Consider the following 26955-nt stretch of genomic DNA (forward strand, 5'->3'; position numbering starts at 1 on the left):
CCACCCGACCTGACGGTCGGCTGACCCCGTGCGTGCCGATCGCGTCTACGCGTACGGCGCCGCCGCCGGCCTCCTCGGCGATCTGCTGCTCGGCGATCCCCGCCGGGGGCATCCGGTCGCCCTGTTCGGGCGGACCGCGGGCGCCCTGGAGCGGGTGCTGTGGCGGGACCACCGCGGGTGGGGCGCCCTGCACACCGCCGTATGTGTGGGCGGTGCCGCCGGACTCGCCGCCGTCGCTTCCCGCGCCGTACGCCCCTCACGTGCCGCGTCCCTCGCGCTGACGGCCGCCGCCACCTGGGCCGTCGTCGGGGGCACCACACTCGGGCGGGAGGCCCGGGCGATCGGTGACGCCCTCGCGGACGGGGAGATCGAGATCGCCAGGGAGCGGCTGCCGCATCTGTGCGGACGGGATCCCCAGGCCCTCGACGCCGACGGCATCGCGCGCGCCGTCGTGGAGTCCGTCGCCGAGAACACCTCCGACGCCGTGGTGGGCGCCCTGGTGTGGGGTGCCGTGGCCGGAGTCCCGGGGCTCGTGGGCTTTCGGGCCGTCAACACCCTTGACGCCATGGTCGGTCACAGGTCGACCAGGTACCGGCGGTACGGGTGGGCCTCGGCTCGGCTCGACGACGTCGCCGGGTGGCCGGGGGCTCGTCTCACCGCCGTGCTCGCCGCTCTCGCGGGTGACAGTCCACGAGGGGCCCTGCGAGCCTGGCGCGCCGACGCCGTCAAGCATCCGAGCCCCAACGCCGGGCCCGTGGAGGCCTCGTTCGCGGGGGCGCTCGGGGTGCGCCTGGGCGGCACCCTCTCCTACGGCGGGCGCGTCGAGCACCGGCCCGAACTCAACGGCGCCGGGCGCGCCGTGCACGTCGACGACATCGAGCGGGCCGTACGGCTGTCACGCCGTGTCGGCTGGCTCGCCCTCGGCGTGAGCGCCGGCGGGCGGCTGCTCGTACAGAGGCTTCTCAGGAAGGGGCGTACGTCATGAGCGGCGGGCTGCTCGTCGCCGGGACCACCTCCGACGCGGGCAAGAGCGTCGTGACCGCCGGGATCTGCCGGTGGCTGGTGCGACAGGACGTCAAGGTCGCGCCCTTCAAGGCACAGAACATGTCCCTCAACTCGTTCGTGACGCGCGAGGGCGCCGAGATCGGGCGCGCGCAGGCCATGCAGGCACAGGCCGCCCGGGTGGAGCCGACCGCGCTCATGAACCCCGTGCTGCTCAAGCCGGGCAGCGACCGGAGCAGTCAGGTCGTCCTCATGGGCAGGCCCGTGGGTGAGATGACGGCCCGTGGCTACCACGGCGGGCGCCAGGAAGCCCTCCTCACCACCGTGCTGGACTGTCTCGCCGAGTTGCGGGGCACGTATGACGCGGTGATCTGTGAGGGGGCCGGCAGTCCTGCCGAGATCAATCTGCGGCGGACCGACATCGTGAACATGGGGATCGCGCGCAATGCGCGGCTGCCCGTGCTCGTCGTCGGCGACATCGACCGCGGGGGTGTGTTCGCCTCGTTCTTCGGGACGGTCGCGCTGCTGTCGCGCGAGGACCAGGAGTTCGTCGCCGGGTTCCTCGTCAACAAGTTCAGGGGGGACGTCTCCCTGCTGGAGCCGGGGCTCGACATGCTCCACGGCCTCACCGGACGGCGTACGTACGGCGTCCTGCCGTTCCGGCACGGCCTCGGCATCGACGAGGAGGACGGGCTGCGGGTGTCGTTGCGGGGAGCGGTCCGGGAGTCCCAGGTGACCTCCCCCGTCGGCGAGGACGTACTGCGCGTCGCCGTCTGCGCGATCCCGCTGATGTCCAACTTCACGGACCTGGACGCGCTGGCCGCCGAGCCGGGTGTCGTCGTGCGGTTCGTGGACCGGGCCGAGGAGCTGGCCGACGCCGACCTCGTCGTCGTCCCCGGGACCCGGGGGACGGTGAAGGCGCTGGAGTGGCTGCGCGAGCGCGGACTCGCGGACGCCCTCCTGCGCAGAGCCGCCGAGGGGCGGCCCGTGCTGGGCATCTGCGGCGGATTCCAGGTCCTCGGCGAGCACATCGAGGACGAGGTCGAGTCGCGCGCCGGTCATGTCGACGGGCTCGGACTCCTGCCGGTCCGCGTGCGGTTCGCACGCGAGAAGACCCTGACCCGGCCCGTCGGGGAAGCGCTCGGCGAGCACGTCGAGGGCTACGAGATCCATCACGGCGTCGCCGATGTGACGGGCGGTGAACCGTTCCTGGACGGGTGCCGGGTCGGCGCCGTCTGGGGCACGCACTGGCACGGCTCGCTGGAGTCGGACGGCTTCCGGCGCGCCTTCCTGCGCGAGGTGGCGGCCGCCGCGGGCCGTCGTTTCGTGCCGGCCGCCGACACGTCGTTCGCGGCGCTGCGCGAGGAGCAGCTCGACCGGCTCGGCGATCTGATCGAGGAACACGCGGACACGGACGCGCTGTGGCGGCTCATCGAGTCGGGCGCGCCGCAAGGACTGCCTTTCATTCCACCGGGAGCGCCCGCATGAGCACAGTGTTGTTGTTGTCGACCGCCGACACCGATCTGCTGGCGGCGCGTGCCTCCGGTGCCCCGTACCGGATCGGCAACCCCACCCGGGTGGACGTCGAGGGCGAACTGCCGTCCCTCGTCGAGGGCGCGGACATCGCCGTCGTACGACTCCTGGGCGGCAAGCGTGCCTGGGAGGAGGGCCTGCGGAAGCTGAAGGCCTCGGGCATCCCCACCGTGCTGCTCGGCGGGGAGTCCGTACCCGACGCCGAACTGATGGCGGAGTCGTCGGTGCCCGCCGGTGTCGTCGCCGAGGCGCTGCGCTACCTGGTCGAGGGCGGTCCGGACAACCTCACCGAGCTGGCCCGGTTCCTGTCCGACACCGTGCTGCTGACGGGTGAGGGCTTCGAGGAGCCGCGGAAGATGCCGGAGTACGGCGTCCACGGCGAGCGCGCGTTCGTCGAGGGCCGGCCGACCGTCGGCGTGCTCTTCTACCGGGCCCACCAGCTGTCCGGCAACACCGCGTTCGTGGACACGCTGTGCGACGCGATCGAGGCGCGCGGCGCCAACGCGCTGGCCGTGTACTGCGGTTCGCTGCGCGGCGCGGACGCGGGCCTGTACGAGATCCTCGGCGCGGCGGACGCGCTGGTCGCCACCGTGCTCGCGGCGGGCGGCACGCACGCCTCGGAGGCGTCCGCGGGCGGCGACGAGGAGGCCTGGGACATCGGCGCGCTCGCCGACCTGAACGTCCCCGTGCTGCAAGGACTCTGCCTGACCTCGTCCAGGAGTGCCTGGGACGCGTCGGACGCCGCCCTCTCCCCCATGGACGCGGCGATGCAGGTCGCGATCCCCGAGTTCGACGGCCGTCTGATCACCGTCCCCTTCTCCTTCAAGGAGCAGGGGCCCGACGAGGTGCCGGTCTACGTCGCCGACCCCGAGCGGGCCGCGCGCGTCGCCGGAATCGCCGTACGGCACGCCCGGCTGAAGCACAAGCCGAACGCCGACAAGAAACTGGCTCTCGTCTTCACCGCCTATCCGACCAAGCACTCCCGCGTCGGCAACGCGGTCGGCCTCGACACGCCCGCCTCGGCGGTACGGGTGCTCGACGCGCTGCGGGACGCCGGGTACGTCGTCGAAGGGCACCCCGACAACGGCGACGAGTTGATCCACCGGCTCATCAACGCCGGTGGCCACGACGTCGAGTGGCTCACGGAGGAGCAACTGGCCGCCGCGCCCGCACGGGTGCCGCTGGCCGACTACCGCGCCTGGTTCGACAGGCTGGACCCGGATCTCAGGCGCGGCATGCTGGACGCGTGGGGCGAGCCGCCCGGTTCCCTCTACGTCGACGGCGACGACATCGTGCTCGCGTCCCTGCAGTTCGGGAACGTCGTCGTGATGATCCAGCCGCCGCGCGGCTTCGGCGAGAACCCGATCGCGATCTACCACGACCCGGACATGCCGCCGTCCCACCACTACATGGCGGCCTACCGGTGGCTGGACAACTCCTTCGGCGCGGACGCCGTCGTGCACATGGGCAAGCACGGCACGATGGAGTGGCTGCCGGGCAAGGGACTCGGGCTCAGCGGCGGCTGCGCGCCGGACGCCGTCCTCGGTGAACTCCCGCTCATCTACCCCTTCATCGTCAACGACCCCGGCGAGGGCACCCAGGCCAAGCGGCGCGGCCACGCCACGGTCGTCGACCACCTCGTGCCGCCGATGGCCCGCGCCGACACCTATGGCGACCTGGCCAAGCTGGAGCAGCTCCTCGACGAGTACGCGCTGGTGTCCGACCTGGACCCGACGAAGGCCCCGGCCGTCCGCGCGCAGATCTGGACGCTGGTCAAGGCGGCCGAACTCCACCACGACCTGCATGTGGAGGACCAGCCGGACGACGCGGCGTTCGACGAGTTCGTGATGCACATCGACGGCTATCTGTGCGAGATCAAGGACGTGCAGATCCGCGACGGTCTGCACATCCTCGGCGGCGGCCCGGAGGCCGAGCCGCGCGTCAACCTCGTGCTGGCCGTGCTGCGCGCTTCCCAGGTGTGGGGCGGCACCGCGAACGCGCTGCCGGGGCTGCGGGCGTGCCTCGCCGAGTACTTCGGCCTGGTCGAGAAGGAACTGCTCGCCGAGCCGGGCGCGCCGGTGAAGGTGCCGGTCGAGCTGTCGGATCTCGTCGAGGGGCCCGCGCGGACCGGAGCCGACGCGATCGACCTGCTGGAGCAGCTGTGCCGCCGGATGGCCGAGGGCATGGAGGAGCGCGGCTGGGTGACGTCCGAGAGCACCGCTCTCGTACGGGAGGTGCTGGGCGTCGAACTGCCCGACGCCGTCGCAGTGCTGGAGTTCGCCTGCCGTGAGGTCGTGCCGCGCCTGGCCCGGACGACGGACGAGATCACCCACATCCTGCGCGCCCTGGACGGCGGGTACGTCCCCGCGGGCCCGTCGGGCTCACCGACCCGCGGGCTGGTGAACGTCCTGCCGACCGGCCGCAACTTCTACTCCGTCGACCCCAAGGCGATCCCCTCCAGGCTGAGCTGGGAGGTCGGGCAGTCGCTCGCCGACTCCCTGGTGCAGCGGTACCTGCAGGACACGGGCGAGTACCCGAAGTCCGTCGGTCTGACGGTCTGGGGCACGTCCGCGATGCGCACCCAGGGCGACGACATCGCCGAGATCCTCGCGCTGCTCGGCTGCCGCCCGGTCTGGGACGACGCCTCGCGCCGCGTGACCGGTTTCGACGTGGTGGGCCTGGCGGAGCTGGGCCGGCCGCGCATCGACGTCACGGTCCGCATCTCCGGCTTCTTCCGGGACGCGTTCCCGCACGTCGTGGGCCTGATCGACGACGCGGTGCGCGCGGTGGCCGAGCTGGACGAGCCCGCCGACCGCAACTACGTCCGCGCGCACGCCGACGAGGACACCGCCGAGCACGGCGACCGGCGCCGCGCCACCTCCCGCATCTTCGGCTCCAAGCCGGGCGCGTACGGTGCCGGGCTCCTCCCCCTGATCGACGCCCGCAACTGGCGCTCCGACGCGGACCTCGCCGAGGTGTACGCGGTGTGGGGCGGCTACGCGTACGGGCGCGGGCTGGACGGGCGGGCGGCGCGCGGGGACATGGAGATCGCGTTCCGGCGCATCGCCGTCGCCGCGAAGAACGTCGACACCCGTGAGCACGACCTCGTCGACGCCGACGACTACTTCCAGTACCACGGCGGCATGGTCGCGATGGTCCGGCACCTGACGGGCGCGAGCCCGGAGGCGTACGTCGGTGACTCGGCCGTACCGGACCAGGTGAAGACCCGCACGCTGGGCGAGGAGACCCACCGCGTCTTCCGCGCCCGGGTCGTCAACCCGCGCTGGATGGCCGCCATGCGACGGCACGGCTACAAGGGCGCCTTCGAGATGGCGGCGACCGTCGACTACCTCTTCGGGTACGACGCCACCGCCGGGGTCGTGGACGACTGGATGTACGAGAAGCTCAGCGCGGAGTACGTCTTCGACGCGGAGAACCGGGACTTCATGAAGAAGTCCAACCCGTGGGCGCTGCGCGGCATCACGGAACGGCTCCTCGAGGCCGCCGACCGGGGGCTGTGGGCCGAGCCGGACGCGGACACGCTGGAGCGGCTGCGTGCCACCTATCTGGAGCTCGAAGGCGACTTGGAGGGCGACGACCAGTGAGTACCCCGTTCCCGTTCACGGCCGTGGTCGGCCAGGACGACCTGCGGCTCGCGCTGCTGCTGAACGCCGTGTCGCCCGCCGTGGGCGGTGTGCTCGTCCGCGGTGAGAAGGGCACGGCCAAGTCGACGGCCGTACGCGCCCTGTCGGCGCTCATGCCGGGGGTGGACGTCGTCGCCGGGTGCCGGTTCTCGTGCGATCCGGCCGGGCCCGACCCGGCCTGCCCCGACGGTCCGCACGAGCCGGGCGCCTTCGAGACCCGGCCGGCCCGCATGGTCGAGCTGCCCGTCGGTGCCTCCGAGGACCGGCTCGTGGGCGCGCTCGACATCGAGCGGGCGCTCGCGGAGGGCGTGAAGGCCTTCGAGCCGGGGCTGCTGGCCGACGCGCACCGCGGGATCCTGTACGTCGACGAGGTCAACCTCCTCCACGACCACCTGGTCGACCTGCTCCTTGACGCCGCCGCCATGGGCGCCTCGTACGTCGAGCGCGAGGGTGTCTCCGTACGGCACGCGGCACGCTTCCTGCTCGTCGGGACCATGAACCCCGAAGAGGGCGAGCTGCGGCCGCAGTTGCTCGACCGGTTCGGGCTGACCGTCGAGGTGGCCGCCTCGCGGGAACCCGATCAACGGGTCGAGGTCGTACGGCGCAGGCTCGCCTACGACGACGACCCGGCGGGCTTCGCGGCGCGCTGGGCCGACGAGGAGTCCGCCGTACGGGCCCGGATCGTGGCGGCGCGGCAGCTGTTGCCGTCCGTGCGGCTCGGGGACCCGGCGCTGCGGCAGATCGCGGCGACCTGCGCGGCCTTCGAGGTGGACGGCATGCGGGCCGACATCGTCATGGCACGGACCGCGACCGCGCTCGCCGCGTGGGCGGGACGGACCGACGTGCTGGCGGAGGACGTACGTCAGGCCGCGCTGCTCGCGCTGCCGCACCGGCGGCGGCGCAACCCCTTCGACGCGCCGGGGCTCGACGAGGACAAGCTCGACGAGACGCTGGAGGAGTTCGGGGGATCGGACGAGGGTTCGTCCGAGGAGGGTTCCTCCGACGACGATCCGGACGGGGACCCGGATCCGGACGGGCCCGGTGGGGGTGGGCAGCCGCCTCAGGACGGGCCGGACGGCGACTCCCCCGCCGGTGACGTCCCGGCGCGGGGCGAGCCCTCGGACGACGGGCAGGCGCCGGCCGCACAGGGCGCCGGTGAGCAGTCCCCCGTACGGGCCGCCGAACCCTTTCGCACGAAGGTGCTGAGCGTGCCGGGGCTCGGCGAGGGCGCGGCCGGGCGGCGTTCGCGGGCGCGGACCGAGCACGGGCGGACCACCGGATCGCGGCGGCCCCAGGGGGCGCTCACCAAGCTGCACCTGGCGGCGACCGTGCAGGCGGCGGCACCCCATCAGCGGGCGCGGGGGCGGTCGGGGCGCGGTCTCGTCCTACGGCGGGACGATCTGCGCCAGGCCACCCGGGAGGGGCGTGAGGGCAACCTCGTGCTGTTCGTGGTGGACGCCTCCGGGTCGATGGCGGCGCGGCAGCGGATGAGTGCCGTCAAGGGCGCGGTGCTGTCGCTGCTGCTCGACGCGTACCAGCGGCGGGACAAGGTGGGGCTCGTGACCTTCCGGGGGTCCTCGGCCGACGTGGCGTTGCCGCCCACCTCGTCCGTCGACGCGGCCGCCGCCCGCCTCGAGTCGCTGCCCACGGGCGGGCGGACGCCGCTCGCGGCCGGGCTGCTGCGCGCGCACGACGTGCTGCGGGTCGAGCGGCTGCGGGACGCCGCCCGAAGGCCGCTGGTCGTCGTGGTGACCGACGGGCGGGCCACCGGCGGCCCTGAGCCCGTCGCGCTCGCCGAACGGGCGGCGCGGCTGTTCGCGGCCGACGGGGTCGCTTCCGTGGTCGTCGACTGCGAGGCGGGGCCCGTGCGGCTCGGACTCGCGGGGCGGCTCGCGGGTGAACTGGGCGGCACGGCGGTGACGCTGGACGAGTTGCGGGCCGACGCGATCGCCGGGCTCGTACGCGATGTGCAGGGGACTTCGAGGAGGGCCGCGTAATGCCGCAGGGGCAGCCGAGTGTCGTACCGGAGGACGGGCTGACGACGCGTCAGCGCCGCAACCGGCCGCTGGTCGTGGTGCACACGGGGATCGGGAAGGGCAAGTCCACCGCCGCCTTCGGGCTGGCGCTGCGCGCCTGGAACCAGGGGTGGCCCATCGGGGTGTTCCAGTTCGTCAAGTCGGCGAAGTGGAAGGTCGGGGAGGAGAACGCGCTGCGCGTGCTCGGCGCCTCCGGCGAGGGCGGGTCCGTCGACTGGCACAAGATGGGCGAAGGGTGGTCGTGGGTGCAGCGCGACTCCCAGATGGACAACGAGGAGAAGGCCCGCGAGGGCTGGGAGCAGGTCAAGCGGGACCTCGCCGCCGAGACGTACAAGCTGTACGTGCTGGACGAGTTCGCCTACCCCATGCACTGGGGCTGGGTGGACGTCGACGAGGTCGTCGCCGTGCTGCGGGACCGGCCCGGGAGCCAGCATGTCGTGATCACCGGGCGCAACGCTCCCGAGAAGCTCGTCGAGTTCGCGGATCTCGTGACGGACATGTCCAAGGTCAAGCACCCGATGGACGCCGGCCAGAAGGGCCAGAGGGGCATCGAGTGGTGATGTCCGTCCCTCGGCTGGTCATCGCCGCGCCCTCGTCCGGGAGCGGCAAGACCACCGTTGCCACGGGGCTGATGGCGGCCTTCGCCTCACGGGGGCTCGCCGTGTCCCCGCACAAGGTGGGGCCCGACTACATCGACCCCGGGTACCACGCGCTCGCCACCGGGCGCGTGGGGCGGAATCTCGACGCGTATCTGTGCGGTACGGAGTTGATCGCGCCGTTGTTCGCGCACGGGGCGCGCGGCTGCGATCTCGCGGTCGTCGAAGGTGTGATGGGGCTGTACGACGGGGCCGCCGGTGAGGGTGAGCTCGCCTCCACGGCGCAGGTGGCGAAGTTGCTGCGGGCGCCGGTGGTGCTGGTCGTCGACGCGTCGTCGCAGTCCCGGTCGGTGGCCGCGCTGGTGCACGGGTTCGCTTCCTGGGATCCCGAGGTGCGGGTCGCGGGGGTGATCCTCAACAAGGTGGGGTCCGAGCGGCACGAGTCGATGCTGCGGGAGGCTCTCGACGCGTCCGGGGTGCCGGTGCTCGGTGTCCTGCGGCGCGCTCCCCAGGTGGACACGCCTTCTCGGCACCTGGGGTTGGTGCCGGTGGCCGAGCGGCGCGCGGATGCCGTGGACGCCGTGGGGGCGATGGCCGAGCAGGTGCGGCGCGGGTGTGATCTGGACGCGTTGTTCGCGTTGGCGCGTGGTGCGGGTGAGCCGGCGGGTGCGGCGTGGGATGCGGCTGAGGTGGTCGCCGCTCTAACGCCGGACGGGCTGAAGGACCAAGCTGCCACCGGGGTGAAGAGGGTGGCCGTTGCCGGTGGGGCCGCCTTCACCTTCTCCTACGCCGAGCATGCCGAGTTGCTGGCCGCCGCGGGAGCCGAAGTCGTCTCCTTCGACCCGCTGCGGGACGAGCAACTGCCGGACGGCGTTGGCGGGTTGGTCATCGGTGGGGGGTTTCCCGAGGTGTACGCGCCCGAGCTGTCCGCCAACGAGCCGTTGCGCAAGGCCGTGGCCGAGCTGGCGTTCGGCGGGGCGCCCGTCGCCGCCGAGTGTGCCGGGCTGCTGTATCTCTCGCGCGAGCTCGACGGGCAGCCCATGTGCGGCGTGCTCGACGTCTCGGCCCGGATGAGTGAGCGGCTCACCCTGGGCTACCGGGACGCCGTGGCCGTGAGTGACAGCGCGCTCGCCGTCGCCGGGACGCGGATGCGGGGGCACGAGTTCCACCGGACCGTCGTCGAGCCGGGCGCCGGGGCGGCTCCCGCCTGGGGGGTGCGCGCCCCTGAGCGGCGCGTCGAAGGTTTCGTACAACAAGGTGTGCACGCGAGTTATCTGCACACGCACTGGGCGGCGCAGCCCGGTGTCGCCCGTCGGTTCGTGGAGAGGTGCCGGACGTCATGAGCAGCAAGCTGATCGGAATCGGGGTCGGCCCCGGTGACCCGGAGCTGGTGACCGTCAAGGGCGTCAACGCGCTGCGTGCCGCCGAGGTCGTGGTCGTACCGGTGATGGCCGCGCCCGATGGAAAGGACGGCGGAGAGCCGGGGCGGGCGGAGGCCACCGTCCTGCACTACGTGCCCGAGGCGAAGGTCGTCCGCGTCGTGTTCGCGCTCAACGAGCGGACCGACCGGGGGCGGCGCGAGGCCGCCTGGGACGCCGCGGGCACACGGGTCGCGGAGCTGCTCCGGCGGCACGCGTCCGTCGCCTTCGCGACCATCGGCGATCCGAACGTGTACTCGACCTTCACCTATCTCGCGCAGACCATCGGGGAACTGGTGCCCGGCACGGTCGTCGAGACCGTGCCCGGTATCACCGCCATGCAGGATCTGGCGGCGCGGTCCGGGGCCGTGCTCACGGAAGGGACCGAGCCGCTCACCCTCGTTCCGGTGACCGCCGGGGCCGCCGTGCTCAAGGACGCCCTCAACGGGCCCGGGACCGTCGTCGCGTACAAGTTCGGGCGGCAGGCGCAGGAGGTCGCGGAGGCGCTGCGGGTGACGGGGCGGCTCGACGACGCCGTGTGGGGGTCCGCGCTCGGGCTGGAGGGCGAGTCCATCCGGCCCGCCGCCGACCTCGACGGCGAACCGCTGCCGTACCTCTCCACCCTCATCGCGCCCGCCCGGCGCGACGGCACACGCGGCGGGAAACTGTGAGCCCGGGAAGATCACCCGGTTCCGGCAAGCCCCACCACCAGCCAGATGAACCCCGCGCCCGCGATCGTGCACAGCAGGGTCGAGCGGGCCGGGTGCTCGTGGTGCGCCTCGGGGAGGATCTCGGCGGCGGCCAGGTACAGCAGTACGCCGCCGAAGAGGCCGAGATAGCCGCCGAGCGCCTTCTCCGGGATGGTGAAGAACAGGGTCGAGGCGGCGCCGATCACCGGGGCCACCGCGTCCGCGAACAGCATCGTGATCGCCTTGCGGCGCGCGTTCCCGTACAGGCTCGTGATCGTGTACGTGTTGAAGCCGTCCGCGAAGTCGTGGGCGATCACCGCGAGCGCGACCGCGAGGCCCATGCCGCCGCCGACCTGGAAGGCGGCGCCGATCGCGACGCCGTCCATGGCGCTGTGCCCGACCATCGCCGCGGCGGCCGTCAGGCCCACCTCGGGCGCGCGTCCGTCGTGCTCCTCGCCGCCGTGCGCGGCCTGCCGGGCGGCCAGCAGGCGTTCCACCAAATGGGCCAGCAGGAACCCGGCGACGAACAGCAGCAGGGCCGCCGGTACACCGAACACCTCCTCACCCGCCGCTTTCAGCGCCTCCGGGAGCAGATCCAGGCCGACCACGCCGAGCATCAGCCCGCCCGCCAGGCCCAGCACCAGGTGGCGGCGGTCGGTGACCCGCTGTGCCGTCCAGCCGCCGGCCAGCGTCATCAGGAACGCGCCGAGCGCGACGAAGACCGCCATGAACCCTTCGTATCCGATCGCACCCCGTTCGCGCACATCCGGCGACAACCTCGCGCCCACTGACGCGCCCACCGACTTCACGCAGCACCCGATTCATCCGTAGGAGAGGACCGATTCCCATGGCCGATGCCCCCACCGGCAAGGTGACCATCGTCGGGGCAGGGCCCGGCGCCGCCGACCTGCTGACGTTCCGCGCCGCGCGCGCCATCGCCGAGGCCGACGTCGTGATCTGGGCGGCCAGCCTGGTGCAGGCCGAGGTCCTCGAGCACGCGCGCGAGGGGGCGGAGATCCTGGATTCGGCGACGATGTCCCTGGAGGACGTCGTGGCCGTGTACGAGCGGGCGGCGGCCGACGGGCTGAAGGTGGCCCGCATCCACTCCGGCGACCCGGCCCTGTGGGGCGGTACGCAGGAGCAGCTGGACCGGTGTGCGGACCTCGGCGTCGAGACCGAGATCATTCCCGGCGTCTCCGCCTTCTCCGCCGTGGCCGCGCTCGCCCGGCGCGAGCTGACGATCCCCGAGGTCGCGCAGTCCGTGATCCTCACCCGGCTCGGCGGCGGCAAGACGCCCATGCCGCCCGGCGAGGAGGTGCGGGAGTTCGCGCGGCACGGCACGACCATGGCGCTGTTCCTGTCGGCCGCCCGCAGCGGACAGCTCGTACGGGAGCTGCTGGAGGGTGGCTATCCGACGTCCACGCCGGTCGTGGTCGCCTACCAGGCGACCTGGCCGGAGGAGCTGATCGTGAAGTGCACGATCGAGACGCTGGAGGAGACCGTCAAGGAGCACAAGCTCTGGAAGCACACCCTCTTCCTAGTCGGCCCCGCCCTCGACGCGACAGGCACCCGCTCGCACCTCTACCACCCCGGCCACTTCCACGGCTTCCGCAGGGCCGATCCGCAGGCGCGCGCGGAGCTGCGCGCGGCCCGCAAGGGCAGTCCTTCGTGATCACCGTCTTCGGTACGGGGACGGGGGCACCGCTTCCCACGGACGCCACGGACGCGCTGGCCGAGGCCGGGCTCGTCGTGGGCGCCCGACGCCATCTGACGGCCGCGCGGCTGCCGGACGCGGTGGAGCGGATCGTCCTCGGGCCGCTCGCGCCCGCCCTTGACGCGATCGAGGGATGCCTGGAAAAGGAGCGGCGCGTCGTCGTGCTCGCCTCCGGTGACCCCGGGTTCTTCGGGATCGTGCGCGCGCTGGCCGAGCGGTTCGGGGCCGAGCGGCTGGACGTGCGCCCCGGTGTCTCGTCCGTCGCGACCGCCTTCGCGCGGCTCGGGCTGCCCTGGGACGACGCGGTGGTGGTGAGCGCCCACGGGCGCGCGCTGCGCACGGCCGTCCAGGTCTGCCGCTCCCACCCGAAGGTGGCGGTGCTGACCGGCCCCGGCTCCGGGCCCGCCGAGCTGGGCGCCGCCCTCGCCCACCCCCGCGCCGGGCGCGTCCTCGTGGTGGCGAGTGCACTCGGCGACCCCGCACACGAGCGGGTCGAGCGGGTCACCCCGGCTCAGGCCGCGGGCCGCGACTGGGGCACGGCGGTGAGTGTCGTCCTGTGTCTCGACGAGTCGCGGGCCCTCGCCCCCGTGCGGACGGTCGCCGGTCCCCCGGCCGGACCCGACCGGTGGGCTCTGGACGAGCGCGAGTTCACCCACCGCGACTCGATGATCAGCAAGTTCGAGGTGCGGGCGCTGGCGCTGGCCCGGCTCGGGCCGCGTCTCGGCGAGCAGGTCTGGGACGTCGGCGCGGGCTCCGGCTCCGTCGCCGTGGAGTGCGCGCGGTTCGGGGCCGCCGTCACCGCGATCGAGAAGACACGGGACGGCTGCGACCGGATCCTCGCCAACGCCGAGGCGCACGGCGTCGACGTCCGGGTGGTGCACGGGGCCGCGCCGACCGTGCTGTCCGACCTGGACGATCCGGACGCCGTGTTCATCGGCGGCGGGGGGCGCGAGCTGCCCGCCATCGTGACCGTCTGCGCGCGGCGGGCCCGGCGGGCCGTCGTCGTCGCCATGGCCGCGCTCGATCGGGTGCCGGCGGCCCGGGAGGCGCTGACCGCCGCCGGGTTCGACTGCGACGGCGTACTGCTGCAGTCCTCCCGGCTCGCGCCGCTGCCGGGGAACGTCACCCGGCTCGCGGCCACCAACCCCGTTTTTCTGCTGTGGGGCGTCCGGCCTCCGGCACGTACCGAAGGAGTCCTCCAGTGATCGGCCTGATTTCCGCCACGGCGGCGGGCGCGGCGGCCCGTGACCGGCTGGCCGCGGCCTGGCCCACCCGTACGCGGGTGTACGACGGGTCCGTCGGGGACGCCGTGCGGCGGGCCTTCGCGGAGTGCGACCAGTTGGTGTGCTTCCTCGCCACGGGTGCGGTGGTGCGGCTGATCGCGCCGCTGCTGGGCGACAAGACGTCCGACCCGGGGGTCGTGTGCGTGGACGAGGGCGGCCGGTTCGCCGTGTCGCTCGTCGGCGGTCATGGCGGCGGCGCCAATGAACTCGCCCGCGAGGTGGGCGAGTTGCTCGGGGCCGAGCCGGTGGTGACGACGGCGACGGACGCGGTCGCAGTGCCGGGTCTCGACACGCTCGGCTTCCCCGTGGAGGGGGATGTCGCCGCGGTCACCCGGGCGCTGCTGGACGGCGAACCCGTCGCTCTGCGGGCCGACTTGGCGTGGCCGTTGCCGCCCCTGCCGGTCGCGACGGAGGGCGCGTACGGCATTCGTGTCACCGACCGGGCCGTGGCGCCCGGCGAGCGCGAGGTGCTGCTGCGGCCGCCCTCCCTCGTGGTGGGGGTCGGCGCGTCCAAGGGCGCCCCGGTGGCGGAGATCCTCGGCCTCGTCGAGGACGTGCTCCGTGACGCCGGGCTGTCCGCGAGGTCCGTCGCGGAGCTGGCCACCGTCGACGCCAAGGCCGAGGAGCCCGGCATCGTCGAGGCCGCCGGACGGCTCGGGGTGCCCGTGGTGACGTACACCGCCGAGGAGTTGGCGACGGTGGACGTGCCGAACCCCTCGGACGCGCCGCTCACCGCCGTCGGCACCCCGTCCGTGGCGGAGGCCGCCGCCCTCGCAGGCGGCGGTGAACTCCTCGTACCCAAGCGGAAGTCGACGCGTGCGGACGGGCGGCCCGCGATGGCCACCTGTGCCGTCGTGCGCCGCGTGGCGCGCGGGCGGCTCGCGGTGGTCGGGCTCGGCCCCGGCGCCCGTGACCTGCTCACCCCGCGGGCGAAGGAGGAGCTGCGGCGGGCGTCCGTGCTCGTCGGGCTCGACCAGTACGTCGACCAGATCCGCGATCTGCTGCGCCCCGGCACCCGGATCCTGGAGTCCGGGCTCGGCGCCGAGGAGGAGCGGGCGCGCACGGCGGTCGCCGAGGCACGGCGCGGGCAGGCCGTCGCGCTGATCGGCAGCGGGGACGCGGGCGTGTACGCGATGGCGTCACCGGCACTGGCCGAGGCGTCCGACGACATCGACGTGGTCGGGGTGCCGGGCGTGACCGCCGCGCTCGCGGCCGGAGCGATCCTGGGCGCGCCGCTGGGCCACGACCACGTGTCGATCAGCCTCTCCGACCTGCACACACCGTGGGAGGTCATCGAACGCCGGGTGCGGGCCGCCGCTGAGGCCGACATCGTCGTGACCTTCTACAACCCGCGCAGCCGGGGCCGCGACTGGCAGCTCCCGAAGGCGCTCGCGATCCTCGCCGAGCACCGGGAGCCGACGACGCCGGTCGGAGTCGTGCGCAACGCCTCCCGGCCGGACGAGTCGAGCCGGGTGACGTCGCTGGGGTCCCTGGATCCGGCGATCGTCGACATGATGACCGTGGTGACCGTGGGCAACACGGCGACGCGTGAGATCGCCGGGCGCATGGTGACACCGCGCGGCTACCGCTGGCAGGAGGAGCCCAAATGAGCCGAGTGAGCCAGGTGTTCCCGGAGAACCGGGTCGTGCACCCCATCGAGCAGGAGTCCTTCCGGCGGCTGCGTGCCCGCCTGGACACCTCGCACTTCCCGCCGCTGACGCGGGCGGTCGTGGAGCGGGTCATCCACTCCGCGGCCGACCTCGACTACGCGGACGACCTCGTCACCGACGAGAGCGCCCTGGCGAAGGCGCACACGGCGCTGCACGCCGGGGCGCCGGTCGTGGTGGACGTGGAGATGGTCGCGGCGGGCATCACGCGCCGCGACACCGTCTGCCGCCTCAGGGACGCCAAGTCCGGCCCGGGGCTGACCCGTTCGGCCCACGCGATCCGGCTCGCGTACGAGGACGTCGGGCCCGGCGCGCTCTGGGTGATCGGCTGCGCGCCGACCGCCCTGGAGGAGCTGCTGACCCTCGACGCCGACCCGGCGCTCGTCATCGGTCTGCCCGTCGGCTTCGTCGGCGCCGCCGAGTCCAAGGCCGCGCTGCGCGACAGCGGGCTGCCCGCCGTCAGCAACGTGTCCGAGAAGGGCGGCTCGGCGGTCGCCGCCGCCGCGCTCAACGCCCTGCTGTACCACCCCGCAACCAAGGAGTTCTCGTGACCACCCCGCCCCCCGCCCTGCTCATCGCCGGTCACGGCACCCGGGACGCGGCCGGAGCCGAGGCCTTCCGCGACTTCGTACGGCAGTTGGGGCACCGTCACCCCGAACTGCCCGTCGCCGGTGGGTTCATCGAACTGTCGCCGCCGCCGCTGGGTGACGCCGTGACCGAACTGGTCGAGCAGGGGGTACGCCGGTTCGCCGCCGTCCCGCTGATGCTGGTGTCCGCCGGGCACGCCAAGGGGGACATCCCGGCGGCGCTGGCCCGTGAGAAGGAGCGGCACCCCGGGATCTCGTACACCTACGGGCGCCCGCTGGGCCCGCACCCGTCGCTCCTTGCGGTGCTCGAACGGCGGCTGGACGAGGCGCTCGGCTCCGCGGTCCGTACGCCGCAGGACCGGTCCGACGTCACCGTGCTGCTCGTCGGGCGCGGCTCCACCGACCCGGACGCCAACGCCGAGGTGCACAAGGCGGCGCGGCTGCTGTGGGAGGGACGCGGGTACGCGGGCGTCGAGACGGCGTTCGTGTCGCTGGCGGCGCCGGACGTCCCGTCGGGCCTGGACCGCTGTGTGAAGCTGGGCGCGCGGCGGATCGTGGTCCTTCCCTACTTCCTGTTCACGGGCATCCTCCCGGACCGGGTGCGGCAGCAGACCGAGGGCTGGGCGGCGGCGCACCAGGACGTCGAGGTGCGGTCGGCCGAGGTCATCGGCCCCGAGCCGGAGCTGCTCGACCTGGTCATGGAGCGGTACCGGGAGGCGGTCAAGGGCGACCTGCGGATGAACTGCGACTCCTGCGTCTACCGCATCGCGCTGCCCGGCTTCGAGGACAAGGTGGGCCTGCCCCAGCAGCCGCACTTCCACCCGGACGACGACGGGCACCAGCACGAAGGACATCACCACGGGCACCACCACGGCGGGCACGCGCATGCACACTGAGGGCGCGCAGGGAGCCGACGCGCACGGCGGCGGCTCGCGCGCGGACGACGCGCACGATCTGCGGCACCACGGGGACGCCGAGGTGCGCGACGACGGCTCGGCGCTCACCGATCTCGCCGTGAACGTCCGTGCGGACACGCCGCCGGCGTGGTTGCGTGAGCACGTCGCCGCGTCGCTGGACGGCCTCGCGGCCTATCCGGACGGGCGGGCCGCGCGGGCCGCGGTGGCGGCGCGGCACGGGGTGCCGGTGGAGCGGGTGCTCCTGACGGCGGGCGCGGCGGAGGCGTTCGTACTGCTGGCCCGTGCCCTGAAGGTCCGTCAGCCGGTCGTGATCCACCCGCAGTTCACCGAACCGGAGGCGGCGCTGCGGGATGCCGGCCACACGGTCGACCGGGTGTTGTTGCGCGAGGCGGACGGGTTTCGGCTGGACCCCGCGGCCGTACCCGAGGACGCGGACCTCGTCGTGATCGGCAACCCGACCAATCCGACGTCCGTGCTGCACCCGGCGGCCGCGATCGCCGCGATCGCGCGGCCCGGGCGGACGTTGGTGGTCGACGAGGCGTTCATGGACGCGGTGCCGGGTGAGCGGGAGGCGCTGGCCGGGCGGACGGACATTCCCGGTCTTGTCGTGCTGCGCAGCCTCACGAAGACGTGGGGGCTGGCGGGGTTGCGGATCGGGTACGTCCTGGCCGCGCCCGACACGGTCCGCGAGCTGTCCCGTGCGCAGCCGCTCTGGCCCGTCTCCACGCCCGCCCTCGCGGCGGCCGAGGTGTGCGTGTCGCCCCGGGCGCTCGCCGAGGCCGCCCACGCGGCTCGGCGGGTCGCCTCCGACCGGGCCCATCTCGTCGCGGGGCTCCGGGAGTTCGAGCCCGACGGGTTGCGGGTCGTCGAGCCCGCCGAGGGTCCGTTCGTGCTGATTCGGCTGCCTCGGGCGATGGTGGTGCGGCGTCACTTGCGGGGGCTGGGGTTCGCGGTGCGACGCGGGGACACGTTTCCGGGACTGGGGGACGACTGGCTCCGCCTGGCCGTACGAAACCGGGCCACCGTCAATGGATTCCTCCAGGCGCTGGATCGGGCGATGGTCGTGGCCGGGGGATGAGGGCGGGTGCGGCACGGGGATTTCTCGCCCCCGCCGCCCCTCCCCGTCCCATCCCAGGGGGCTCCGCCCCCAGACCCCCGCATCGGCCTGAACGGCCTCGTCCTCGAACGCCGGGCGGGCCGAGACCTTCAGGGGCGCGGGGAACCGCGCGATCAGCCCCCACTCACCCGCAGTCGAAGAACACACCCGGGGGTCCGGGGGGGGCGGAGCCCCCAGGGGGGATGGGACGGGTAGGGGCGGCGGGGGCGAGAACAGGCCGGGGTCAGGAGTGGCGGCGGCGGCCCAGGGCGACGGCCCCTCCGCCCGCGGCAAGGAGCACGACCGCCCCACCCACCACGTACGGAGTCGTCGACGCGCCACCGGTCTCGGCGAGGCCCGACTCCGCCGGTGCCCCCTGGGGCTTGATGTCGGGGGGAGGGGCCGACACGGAGACGGCGGGCACGGACGGGGACTCACAGGTGACGGACCCGAGGGTCAGGGTGCCTTCCACATCCGCCACGTTCAGCTTCAACGGGTTGACGGAGACCTTGAGTTCGAGCGCGGACGCGGCCGCCGTACGGGACGTGGTCCGCGTCTTGGAGAAGTCGATCCGGACCTCACCGACCCCCGGCACCTTCACCTCCGTCGGACCGCCCACCGTCAATGTCACCTTCTTACCGAGGACGGTCACCCCGCCCAGGAGGGTGGCGGAAGCCACGGGCTTGCGCCCCGCCTCACAGGTCGCCTTCGAGGTCACCTGCCCGACCTCGATGAGGGACAGCAACGGCAGCCCGGGGACGTGGATCCGCGCATGAGTGAGGTTCGTGGACGCCTCGGCCCCCGACGCGGACACCGTCGCCTTCGCGGAGGCGACATCCGCCCGCAGCACACTGAACGGCTGACCGCCGTCGACCCCGTCCAGCCTCGCCGTCAGCGCGGTCCGTTCGGCGCTCCGCGGCGCCCGCACCTCATTGAGGGAGACCGCGAGCGGGACGTTCACGGTCTTGTTGAGCAGGGACACGTCGAGCCCGGTACGCAGCACGACGGCGCTCGCGCGACCGTGGTCGGCGCTCGCGTGCGCGGAACCCGCACCGGCCAGCACCACCGGACCGGCGGCGAGGACGGTGGCCGCCGCGGTGGCGGCGAAACGGCGTGCGGGCAGGCGGAAGTTGGTGTTGGCGTTCAAGGGTGGGACCCCCAGGAGAGAACAGCTCGGGACCCGGCAAGAATTACGCACCGCGAGTGAACGGTCAGCAACCTGGCGTGACTTCACTCCAACGTGGGGTTTCCGGGAGTTCGTTCGAATCTTCCGACGCCGCTGGGCACGGATGTTCCCCGCTGTCACCCACTCAACAGCACCGCCCCGAACACGCCGGTCGACGCTCCAGAGCGCGCACGGTGGTGTGTAACGAGGCGACCGGCGGACGCGTAACGCTCCGTCAACCGGACGGCCGACGAACTCTCCGACGACCTCTCCGACGACAGGACCTAGCCGACAACCCGCCCGTTCAGCACGACCCGGCGCGGAGCCGCCAGCACCCTGACGTCCGCGCGCGGATCCCCCTCGTACACCACGAGGTCGGCGGGCGCGCCCTCGTCGAGCCCCGGCCGCCCGAGCCACCGCCGGGCGCCCCAGGTCGTCGCGGACAGCGCCTCGACCGGCGGGATACCCGCGGTGACGAGTTCGGCGACCTCGCCGGCCACCAGACCGTGGGCCAGTGAACCGCCCGCGTCGGTGCCGACATAGACCGGGACTCCGGCGTCGTAGGCGGCGCGCACGGTGTCGTAGCGGCGTTCGTGCAGTGCCCGCATGTGCGCCGACCAGCGCGGGAACTTCGTCTCTCCTCCGGCGGCGAGCTGCGGGAAGGTCGCGATGTTGACGAGCGTGGGGACGATCGCGACCCCTCGGGAGGCGAAGAGGGGGATCGTCTCCTCGGTCAGGCCGGTCGCGTGCTCGACGCAGTCGATGCCCGCCTCGACCAGGTCCCTGAGCGAGTCCTCCGCGAAGCAGTGCGCGGTCACCCGTGCGCCGAGGCGGTGCGCCTCGGCGATCGCCGCCGCAGCGGCCTCGCGCGGCCAGCAGGCACTGAGGTCGCCCGTCTCGCGGTCGATCCAGTCGCCGACCAGTTTCACCCAGCCGTCGCCGCGCCGGGCCTCCTGGGCGACGTACGCGACCAGGTCCTCCGGCTCGATCTCGTGGGCGTAGTTACGGATGTAGCGGCGGGTGCGGGCGATGTGCCGGCCCGCGCGGATGATCTTCGGGAGGTCGGCGCGGTCGTCGATCCAGCGGGTGTCGGAGGGCGAGCCCGCGTCCCGGACGAGCAGGGTGCCCGCCTCGCGGTCGGTGAGCGCCTGCTTCTCGGAGACGTCGTCGGGGACGGGCCCGTGCGCGTCGAGGCCGACGTGGCAGTGCGCGTCGACGAGACCGGGCAGGGCCCAGCCCTCGACGGTACGGATGTCACGGGCGCCGGGGGGACGCTCGTAGGAGATCCTCCCGCCGACGACCCACAGTTCGTCCCGGACGTCGTCGGGCCCGACGAGCACCCGCCCCTTCACGTGCAGCACCGCGCGATCGCTCATGCACCGCACCTTAATTCGTACCGGACGGCGAGGTGCTACAGCCCCTTTTCGACGTCTTCCTCGACGTCCGCCATCGCCGGGTCCAGCAGCCGGGACAGGAAGTGGCGGGTGCGCTCGTGGCTCGGGTTGCCGATGACCTGCGCGGGGGCACCGTCCTCGACGATCACGCCGCCGTCCATGAAGACGACCCGGTCGGCGACCTCGCGCGCGAAGCTCATCTCGTGGGTGACGACCATCATCGTCATGCCCTCGTGGGCGAGTCTGCGCATGACGGCGAGCACGTCGCCGACGAGCTCCGGGTCGAGCGCCGAGGTCGGTTCGTCGAAGAGCATCACCTCGGGCCCCATGGCGAGCGCGCGGGCGATCGCGACGCGCTGCTGCTGGCCACCGGAGAGGGAGGAGGGGTAGGCGTCGGCCTTCTCGGACAGGCCCACCCGCGCCAGGTTCTCGGCGGCGACCCTGGCCGCCTCCTCCTTGTCCCGCTTCAGCACCCGACGCTGCGGGAGCGTGAGGTTCTCGGTCACCGACAGGTGCGGGAAGAGGTTGAACTGCTGGAAGACCATACCGATCCGGCGGCGTACGGCGTCGATGTCGACGTCGGGGTGCGTGACCTCGCTGCCGCCGACGAAGACCTGCCCCTTGGTGGGTTCCTCCAGGAGGTTCACGCAGCGCAGCAGGGTGGACTTGCCGGAGCCGGAGGGTCCGATGACGCAGACGACCTCGCCCTGTCCGATCTCCAGGTCGATACCGCGCAGGACGTCGTTGTCGCCGAAGGACTTGTGGAGGTCCCGGACCTGGATCTCCGGAGTGCTGGTGCTGGAACTACTGCTGGTGCTGGTCACTTGGTGGCCTCCCCGGCCTTGGCCTCCAGGCGGCGTACGACGAATCCGAGCGGCACGGTGACGAGCAGGTAGCACAGGCCCGCGACCAGGATCGGTGTGGAGTTGGCGGTCTGGCTCGCCAGGTCACGCCCGAACTTGGTGAGCTCGCGCTCCTCCAGGGTGACCCCGAGGAACAGCACCAGCGAGGAGTCCTTGAAGAGGAGGACGAGCTCGTTGGTGAGCGGCGGGATCACGATGCGGAACGCCTGCGGGATGATGATCGAGACCATGGCCCGGGCGTGCGAGAAGCCCAGCGAACGGGCCGCCTCCATCTGCCCCTTGGGCACTGCCTGGATGCCCGCCCGGATCGTCTCGGCCATGTACGCGGCCGAGACCAGGCCGAGCGCGAGCGCCACCTTGCCGTACGTGCCGCCGGGGATCTCCGTACCCGGGAACGCCAAGGGCACGGCGACACCCACGAAGACGAAGATCAGCAGGGCGGGCAGGCCGCGGAAGATCTCGATGTAGATGCCGGCGAGCCAGCGGTAGGGGCCCACCGGGGACAGCCGCATCAGGGCGATGACCAGGCCGAGCACGAGACCGACGACGAAGCCGGACATCGTGTAGAGCACGGTGTTCTTCAGCGCCAGCGTGATGACGTCCGGGAACATCTGCTTGACCAGGTCCCACTGCGCGAACTGGTTCTTCAGACGCCCCCAGTCCGCCGCGACCGCGAAGGCGATCACGGCGGCGACGAAGACGACGTACTGCGCGCCGCGCGAGAGGGCGCGCTTCTGGCGCCGGGTCAGGCCGGACTTCCGGGGCTGGAGTCGTGCGTCGGCATCAGTCATGAGGCGGACGGGGAGGCGGTGGCCGCGGACGCGGGGTACGGGCCGATCCACTTCTCGTAGAGCTTCTTGTACGTGCCGTCGGCCTTGGCCTGCTTGATCGTCTTGTTGATCTCGGCGAGGAGCTTGGTGTTGCCCTTCTTGACCGTGAAGCCGTACTGCTCACCGGTGTTGAGGTTGTCGACCACCTTGAAGGCCTTGGCGTTGGCCTTGTCCTTCAGCCAGCCCTGGACAACCGGGTAGTCGATGATGACGGCCTGGACCTGGCCGGTGCGCAGACCGTTGAGGACCGCGTCGGAGGACTCGAAGGAGACCGAGTCGAAGCCCTGCTTCGCCGCGTACTCCTCCCCCGTGGTCTGCGCCTGGGCGCCGAGCTTCTTGCCCTTGGCCTTGACGTCGGCGAGGGAGTCGACGCCGCTCTTCTTGTCGACCAGGACGGCCTGGGTGGCGTCGAAGTACGGGTCGGAGAAGTCGACGTTCTTCTTGCGCTCCGGGGTGATCGTCATGCCGGCCGCGGCGAGGTCGCACTGGCCGGAGTTGAGGAACGCGCCCGTCTTGAAGTTCTCGAAGGGCGTGTCGACGATGGCCTGCTTCACGCCGAGGTCCCCCGCGACCAGGTCGATCAACGCGACGTCGAAGCCCTCCACCTTGCCGTTGATCTCCGACTGGAACGGCGGGTACGGGAGGTGGGTGCAGGTCGTGATCTGGCCCGCCTTGACCAGGGGAACGCCCTTGGCACTGCTCTGGCCGCCTCCGCCGCCCGAGGAACAGCCGGCCACGAGCAGCAGCCCGGCCGTGGCGGTGGTGGCGGCCAGAATGCGCGTCCGGCGTCCGAGGACCGAGTTCACGGAGACCTCCTGTGGGGGGGAATGAGGGATTCCGATTATAAGGAAAGGTTTGACTCACTCAAACCAATCCGATGGCTGTTGCGCCGTTCGGCCTCGGAAGTCATGCCTCGCGGGGCCGTCCCGCCGTATGACCTGGGGGTGTCCGCCCGTACGACCGAGGATCGCCGCGGGCGTGACAAGGGCGCCGGATACGCTCGGGGCTGCGCATTGGAACCCGTGAGCGAAGAGAGCACCGCCGTGACCCACCCCTTCCTGGACCTCGCCCCGCTGAGCGCCGCACACTTCGCGGCGATCGAGGACCGCGTGGCGCGGCTGCTCTCCACCGAGCAGGACGTCGTGATCATGCAGGGCGAGGCGCTGCTGCCCCTGGAGGGTGCCATTCGCGCCACGGCCGGGCCCGGCACCACCGCGCTCAACGTGATCACCGGGCCGTACGGGCAGACCTTCGGGGACTGGCTGCGGGACTGCGGGGCGACGGTGATCGATCTCGCGGTGCCGTTCCACACGGCGGTGACGGCCGCGCAGGTGCGTGACGCCTTTGCCGAGCATCCGGCGATCGACTTCGTCTCGCTGGTGCACGCGGAGGCGGCGACGGGCAACACGAACCCCGTCGCGGAGATCGGCGAGGTGGCGCGTGCGCACGGCGCGCTGTTCTATCTGGACGCCGTCGCCTCGATCGGCGCGGAGCCGGTGCTGCCGGACGCGTGGGGAGTCGACCTGTGCGTGATCGGGGCGCAGAAGGCCATGGGCGGGCCTGCCGGGGTGTCGGCCGTGTCCGTGAGCGAGCGGGCGTGGGCGAGGATGGCCGCCAATCCCGGGGCGCCGCGTCGGTCCTACCTCTCCCTGCTGGACTGGAAGGAGCGGTGGGTCGACGGCGGGCGCAAGGCACTGCTGCACGCGCCGGCGCAGCTGGAGATGCTGGCACTGGAGGCGTGTGTCGAGCGGATCGAGGCGGAGGGGCTCGACGCGGTGATGCGCCGCCACGCCCTGGCGGCTGCGGCCACGCGGGCAGGGGCGGTCGCTCTCGGTGGCGGGCTGGAGCCGTATGTGTACGAGGCGGGGGACGCGGCGCCGGTCGCCACGACCTTGCGGGCGCCGTCCGGGGTCGACGCGGGGGTGCTGGTCGCGAAGGCGCTGGCCGCGGATCCGGTGTTGCCGCTGGTCGCGGGTGGGGGTGCGCTGGCGAAGGAAATGATCCGGGTGAACCACTACGGCCCCGATGCGACGCCGGGAATCGTGCATTCCTGCCTCGCGGCGCTGGGGGCGGCGATGGCCGAGTCCGGCCTCACGACCGACCTGGAAGCCGCACGCCGCGCGACGACGAAGGCGTGGTCCTGACCCGAACTCGGGACTCCGCCCCGGACCCCGGGTGGGTTCTTCGGCCGCGGATGGGCGGGGGCTGGCCGCACAGTTCCCCGCGTCCCTGAGTGCGGGCTGGAACCCCGGCATTTTCTCCCGTGACGGGCTTAATCGTGCATCAATTGACGAGGCGCTCGCCATGCTTATTCCTGCATTAACTCGAAGATTAGCTTCCCGTATTCTTCTGCCCGCTTTCCCGGTCCCTAAACGCAAAGATTTCGCGAACGCCAACCGACGTAATTCGGGCACGCCTCATGGCGATTATGTGTCTGTGACGCACTCCACAACGCGTCCACTTCCTCCCCTATTTTCCGGGCAAACCATCCCTTTACACCACGCGCGGCACCAGGTTCTCACGGGCGCGTGATAACACAACGGCGCGTCGTACGTAACCTCGGACGACGATGCAATTTAAGATTTCCCTCGGTAAATTCAATCCGCATGACCGCCGCACAAGCAGACCTGCAAGCGGAATTCCCGGAAATGCCGGAGGGCCTTCGGATCGACCGTCCGAAGGTGACGGACGGAGCCGCGCTCTGGCATATCGCCAAGGACTCCGGAACCCTCGACCTGAACTCCTCGTACAGCTATCTGCTGTGGTGCCGTGATTTCGCCGGTACGTCGGCGGTGGCGCGCGACGCGGACGGCGTGCCCGTCGGCTTCGTCACCGGGTACGTCCGGCCCGAGCGCCCGGGCACCCTGCTCGTGTGGCAGGTGGCCGTCGACGCCGCCCACCGCGGACGCGGACTGGCCGCTGCCCTGCTCGACGGGCTGACCGCGCGGGTCGCGGAGCAGCGGACGATCACCGCCGTCGAGACCACGATCACGCCCGGCAACACCGCCTCCGAGCGCCTGTTCACCTCGTACGCGCGACGCCACGGAGCGCGCGTCGAGCACGAAGTGCTGTTCGAGGCAGGGCAGTTCCCGGACGGACCGCACGACCCCGAGGTGCTCTACCGGATCGGTCCGCTCCCCGGCTGACCCCGGGCGGGTCCCGGCCGACCCGGACATCCGCCTGGCTTCCCCCTCTGGCTTCCCCCTGCCTTCTCCCCCTCCCCCACGCACCGAGGAGCGATTCGCCGTGAGCATCATCCAGCCCGACCTGAGCGTCTTCGAGACCCTGGAGTCGGAGGTGCGCAGCTACTGCCGCAGCTGGCCCACCGTCTTCGACCGGGCCCGGGGCAGCCGGATGTTCGACGAGGACGGGCACGAATACCTCGACTTCTTCGCCGGCGCGGGGTCCCTGAACTACGGGCACAACAACCCCGTACTCAAACGGGCCCTCATCGACTACCTGGAGCGCGACGGCGTCACCCACGGTCTCGACATGTCGACGACCGCCAAGCGCGCCTTCCTGGACACCTTCCAGAACCTCGTCCTACGACCGCGCGATCTGCCGTACAAGGTCATGTTCCCGGGGCCGACGGGCACCAACGCCGTCGAGTCCGCGCTGAAGCTGGCGCGGAAGGTGAAGGGACGCGAGTCGATCGTGTCCTTCACCAACGCCTTCCACGGGATGTCGCTGGGCTCGCTGGCCGTGACCGGGAACGCCTTCAAGCGGGCCGGCGCCGGGATTCCCCTCGTGCACGGGACCCCGATGCCGTTCGACAACTACTTCGACGGCCAGGTGCCGGACTTCCTCTGGTTCGAGCGGCTGCTCGAGGACCAGGGGTCGGGGCTCAACCAGCCCGCCGCGGTCATCGTCGAGACCGTGCAGGGCGAGGGCGGCATCAACGTCGCCCGGCCCGAGTGGCTGCGCGCCCTCGCCGACCTGTGCCGGCGGCGCGACATGCTGCTCATCGTCGACGACATCCAGATGGGCTGCGGGCGGACGGGAGCGTTCTTCTCCTTCGAGGAGGCGGGGATCGTGCCCGACATCGTGACCGTGTCCAAGTCCATCAGCGGGTACGGGCTGCCCATGTCGCTGTGCCTGTTCAAGCCCGAGCTGGACATCTGGGAGCCGGGCGAGCACAACGGCACGTTCCGCGGCAACAACCCCGCGTTCGTCACCGCCGCCGCGGCCCTGGAGACGTACTGGTCCGACGGGTCCGCCATGGAGAAGCAGACCCGTGCCCGCGGCGAGCAGATCGAGCAGGCCCTGATCTCCCTCACCGAGGAGAACCTCGCCGACGTGAAGGAGTACCGGGGTCGCGGTCTCGTCTGGGGCCTCGAGTTCCACGAGAAGGAGCGTGCGGGGCGCGTCGCGCAGCGCGCCTTCGAACTCGGGCTGCTCATCGAGACCTCCGGCCCGGAGAGCGAGGTCGTGAAACTCCTCCCCGCGCTCACCATCACCCCCGACGAGCTCGACGAGGGCCTGCGCACCCTCGCCCGCGCCGTACGCGAAACCGTCTGACAG

Annotated in this window: 22 protein-coding genes; 16 read left to right on the forward strand and 6 right to left on the reverse strand. The window is 72.3% G+C overall.

Annotated elements, in window-relative coordinates; translation table 11 throughout:
- The first annotated feature begins 28 nt into the window (after positions 1-28).
- From ACZ7M2_RS00350 to cobI, 7 genes are read left to right on the forward strand one after another with little or no spacing between them, the layout of a single operon-like run.
- Positions 29-985 (forward strand): cobalamin biosynthesis protein, encoded by a 957-nt coding sequence (locus ACZ7M2_RS00350; protein WP_471593536.1) that lies wholly within the window; start codon positions 29-31, stop codon positions 983-985.
- Positions 982-2490 (forward strand): cobyric acid synthase, encoded by a 1509-nt coding sequence (locus tag ACZ7M2_RS00355; protein ID WP_471593537.1) that lies wholly within the window; start codon positions 982-984, stop codon positions 2488-2490. Before ACZ7M2_RS00350 ends, ACZ7M2_RS00355 begins: the two co-directional genes overlap by 4 nt.
- On the forward strand, positions 2487-6140 hold the full coding sequence (gene cobN / locus ACZ7M2_RS00360) for a cobaltochelatase subunit CobN (RefSeq protein WP_471593538.1): 3654 nt from the start codon (positions 2487-2489) through the stop codon (positions 6138-6140). Before ACZ7M2_RS00355 ends, cobN begins: the two co-directional genes overlap by 4 nt.
- Positions 6137-8176: a putative cobaltochelatase gene (locus tag ACZ7M2_RS00365; RefSeq protein ID WP_471593539.1), complete on the forward strand. Its 2040-nt coding sequence runs from the start codon at positions 6137-6139 to the stop codon at positions 8174-8176. Before cobN ends, ACZ7M2_RS00365 begins: the two co-directional genes overlap by 4 nt.
- Positions 8176-8775 carry a cob(I)yrinic acid a,c-diamide adenosyltransferase gene (gene cobO / locus ACZ7M2_RS00370; RefSeq protein WP_471593540.1) on the forward strand — a complete coding sequence of 200 codons (600 nt, stop codon included), beginning with the start codon at positions 8176-8178 and terminating at the stop codon, positions 8773-8775. Before ACZ7M2_RS00365 ends, cobO begins: the two co-directional genes overlap by 1 nt.
- Complete coding sequence (locus tag ACZ7M2_RS00375; protein ID WP_471593541.1) at positions 8775-10154, forward strand: cobyrinate a,c-diamide synthase; 1380 nt, start codon at positions 8775-8777, stop codon at positions 10152-10154. Before cobO ends, ACZ7M2_RS00375 begins: the two co-directional genes overlap by 1 nt.
- Entirely contained in the window at positions 10151-10900 is a 750-nt protein-coding gene (cobI, locus tag ACZ7M2_RS00380) for a precorrin-2 C(20)-methyltransferase (RefSeq protein WP_471593542.1), read from the forward strand. The genes ACZ7M2_RS00375 and cobI overlap by 4 nt, the downstream gene beginning before the upstream one ends.
- 11 nt (positions 10901-10911) lie before the next feature.
- On the opposite strand, the gene ACZ7M2_RS00385 is transcribed toward cobI, so the two are convergent.
- On the reverse strand, positions 10912-11646 hold the full coding sequence (locus ACZ7M2_RS00385) for a ZIP family metal transporter (protein ID WP_471593543.1): 735 nt from the start codon (positions 11644-11646) through the stop codon (positions 10912-10914).
- Positions 11647-11765: 119 nt separating this feature from the next.
- On the opposite strand from ACZ7M2_RS00385, the gene cobM reads away from it, so the two are divergent.
- Genes cobM through cobC form a run of 6 tightly spaced genes read left to right on the forward strand, consistent with a single transcriptional unit; the run spans position 11766 to position 18164 of the window.
- A complete protein-coding gene (cobM, locus tag ACZ7M2_RS00390; protein WP_471593544.1) occupies positions 11766-12590 on the forward strand; it encodes a precorrin-4 C(11)-methyltransferase in 825 nt (274 codons plus the stop codon).
- A complete protein-coding gene (gene cbiE / locus ACZ7M2_RS00395; protein ID WP_471593545.1) occupies positions 12587-13837 on the forward strand; it encodes a precorrin-6y C5,15-methyltransferase (decarboxylating) subunit CbiE in 1251 nt (416 codons plus the stop codon). Before cobM ends, cbiE begins: the two co-directional genes overlap by 4 nt.
- Positions 13834-15525, forward strand: a complete 1692-nt coding sequence (cobJ, locus tag ACZ7M2_RS00400) for a precorrin-3B C(17)-methyltransferase (RefSeq protein ID WP_471593546.1) — start codon at positions 13834-13836, stop codon at positions 15523-15525. The genes cbiE and cobJ overlap by 4 nt, the downstream gene beginning before the upstream one ends.
- Positions 15522-16133, forward strand: coding sequence for a precorrin-8X methylmutase (locus ACZ7M2_RS00405; RefSeq protein ID WP_471593547.1), 612 nt, complete (start codon positions 15522-15524; stop codon positions 16131-16133). Before cobJ ends, ACZ7M2_RS00405 begins: the two co-directional genes overlap by 4 nt.
- Complete coding sequence (locus tag ACZ7M2_RS00410) at positions 16130-17065, forward strand: sirohydrochlorin chelatase (protein WP_471593548.1); 936 nt, start codon at positions 16130-16132, stop codon at positions 17063-17065. The genes ACZ7M2_RS00405 and ACZ7M2_RS00410 overlap by 4 nt, the downstream gene beginning before the upstream one ends.
- Entirely contained in the window at positions 17055-18164 is a 1110-nt protein-coding gene (gene cobC, locus ACZ7M2_RS00415; protein ID WP_471593549.1) for an Rv2231c family pyridoxal phosphate-dependent protein CobC, read from the forward strand. Before ACZ7M2_RS00410 ends, cobC begins: the two co-directional genes overlap by 11 nt.
- 262 nt (positions 18165-18426) lie before the next feature.
- Here cobC and ACZ7M2_RS00420 read toward each other — a convergent pair whose 3' ends face one another.
- The 5 genes from ACZ7M2_RS00420 to ACZ7M2_RS00440 all read right to left on the reverse strand — a co-directional run bounded on the left by ACZ7M2_RS00420 (position 18427) and on the right by ACZ7M2_RS00440 (position 23240).
- A complete protein-coding gene (locus ACZ7M2_RS00420; RefSeq protein ID WP_471593550.1) occupies positions 18427-19329 on the reverse strand; it encodes an SCO1860 family LAETG-anchored protein in 903 nt (300 codons plus the stop codon).
- A gap of 302 nt (positions 19330-19631) precedes the next feature.
- Complete coding sequence (locus tag ACZ7M2_RS00425; protein ID WP_471593551.1) at positions 19632-20723, reverse strand: amidohydrolase family protein; 1092 nt, start codon at positions 20721-20723, stop codon at positions 19632-19634.
- A gap of 35 nt (positions 20724-20758) precedes the next feature.
- Positions 20759-21565 carry an amino acid ABC transporter ATP-binding protein gene (locus ACZ7M2_RS00430; RefSeq protein ID WP_471593552.1) on the reverse strand — a complete coding sequence of 269 codons (807 nt, stop codon included), beginning with the start codon at positions 21563-21565 and terminating at the stop codon, positions 20759-20761.
- On the reverse strand, positions 21562-22395 hold the full coding sequence (locus ACZ7M2_RS00435) for an amino acid ABC transporter permease (protein ID WP_352048508.1): 834 nt from the start codon (positions 22393-22395) through the stop codon (positions 21562-21564). Before ACZ7M2_RS00435 ends, ACZ7M2_RS00430 begins: the two co-directional genes overlap by 4 nt.
- A complete protein-coding gene (locus ACZ7M2_RS00440) occupies positions 22392-23240 on the reverse strand; it encodes a transporter substrate-binding domain-containing protein (protein ID WP_471593553.1) in 849 nt (282 codons plus the stop codon). The genes ACZ7M2_RS00435 and ACZ7M2_RS00440 overlap by 4 nt, the downstream gene beginning before the upstream one ends.
- Positions 23241-23477: 237 nt before the next feature.
- Here ACZ7M2_RS00440 and ACZ7M2_RS00445 point away from each other — a divergent pair, with 237 nt between their 5' ends.
- The 3 genes from ACZ7M2_RS00445 (at position 23478) to ectB (ending at position 26952) form a co-directional block, all read left to right on the forward strand.
- Positions 23478-24578: a pyridoxal-phosphate-dependent aminotransferase family protein gene (locus tag ACZ7M2_RS00445; protein WP_471594492.1), complete on the forward strand. Its 1101-nt coding sequence runs from the start codon at positions 23478-23480 to the stop codon at positions 24576-24578.
- 462 nt (positions 24579-25040) lie between these two features.
- On the forward strand, positions 25041-25580 hold the full coding sequence (gene ectA / locus ACZ7M2_RS00450) for a diaminobutyrate acetyltransferase (RefSeq protein WP_471593554.1): 540 nt from the start codon (positions 25041-25043) through the stop codon (positions 25578-25580).
- Positions 25581-25680: 100 nt separating this feature from the next.
- Positions 25681-26952, forward strand: a complete 1272-nt coding sequence (ectB, locus tag ACZ7M2_RS00455; RefSeq protein ID WP_471593555.1) for a diaminobutyrate--2-oxoglutarate transaminase — start codon at positions 25681-25683, stop codon at positions 26950-26952.
- The last annotated feature ends 3 nt before the right edge of the window (positions 26953-26955 follow it).

This window comes from Streptomyces sp. NPDC111507 (genome assembly GCF_055638955.1).

Excerpts from the sequence above, each read along its gene's own strand:
- ACZ7M2_RS00355 (WP_471593537.1), top strand. The coding sequence starts at position 982 with ATGAGCGGCGGGCTGCTCGTCGCCGGGACCACCTCCGACGCGGGCAAG.
- ACZ7M2_RS00405 (WP_471593547.1), top strand. The coding sequence starts at position 15,522 with ATGAGCCGAGTGAGCCAGGTGTTCCCGGAGAACCGGGTCGTGCACCCC.
- cobM (WP_471593544.1), top strand. The coding sequence starts at position 11,766 with ATGGCCGATGCCCCCACCGGCAAGGTGACCATCGTCGGGGCAGGGCCC.
- ACZ7M2_RS00385 (WP_471593543.1), bottom strand. The coding sequence starts at position 11,646 with ATGGCGGTCTTCGTCGCGCTCGGCGCGTTCCTGATGACGCTGGCCGGC.
- ACZ7M2_RS00435 (WP_352048508.1), bottom strand. The coding sequence starts at position 22,395 with ATGACTGATGCCGACGCACGACTCCAGCCCCGGAAGTCCGGCCTGACC.
- cobI (WP_471593542.1), top strand. The coding sequence starts at position 10,151 with ATGAGCAGCAAGCTGATCGGAATCGGGGTCGGCCCCGGTGACCCGGAG.
- ACZ7M2_RS00425 (WP_471593551.1), bottom strand. The coding sequence starts at position 20,723 with ATGAGCGATCGCGCGGTGCTGCACGTGAAGGGGCGGGTGCTCGTCGGG.
- cobN (WP_471593538.1), top strand. The coding sequence starts at position 2,487 with ATGAGCACAGTGTTGTTGTTGTCGACCGCCGACACCGATCTGCTGGCG.
- cobC (WP_471593549.1), top strand. The coding sequence starts at position 17,055 with ATGCACACTGAGGGCGCGCAGGGAGCCGACGCGCACGGCGGCGGCTCG.
- ACZ7M2_RS00375 (WP_471593541.1), top strand. The coding sequence starts at position 8,775 with ATGTCCGTCCCTCGGCTGGTCATCGCCGCGCCCTCGTCCGGGAGCGGC.
- cobO (WP_471593540.1), top strand. The coding sequence starts at position 8,176 with ATGCCGCAGGGGCAGCCGAGTGTCGTACCGGAGGACGGGCTGACGACG.
- ectA (WP_471593554.1), top strand. The coding sequence starts at position 25,041 with ATGACCGCCGCACAAGCAGACCTGCAAGCGGAATTCCCGGAAATGCCG.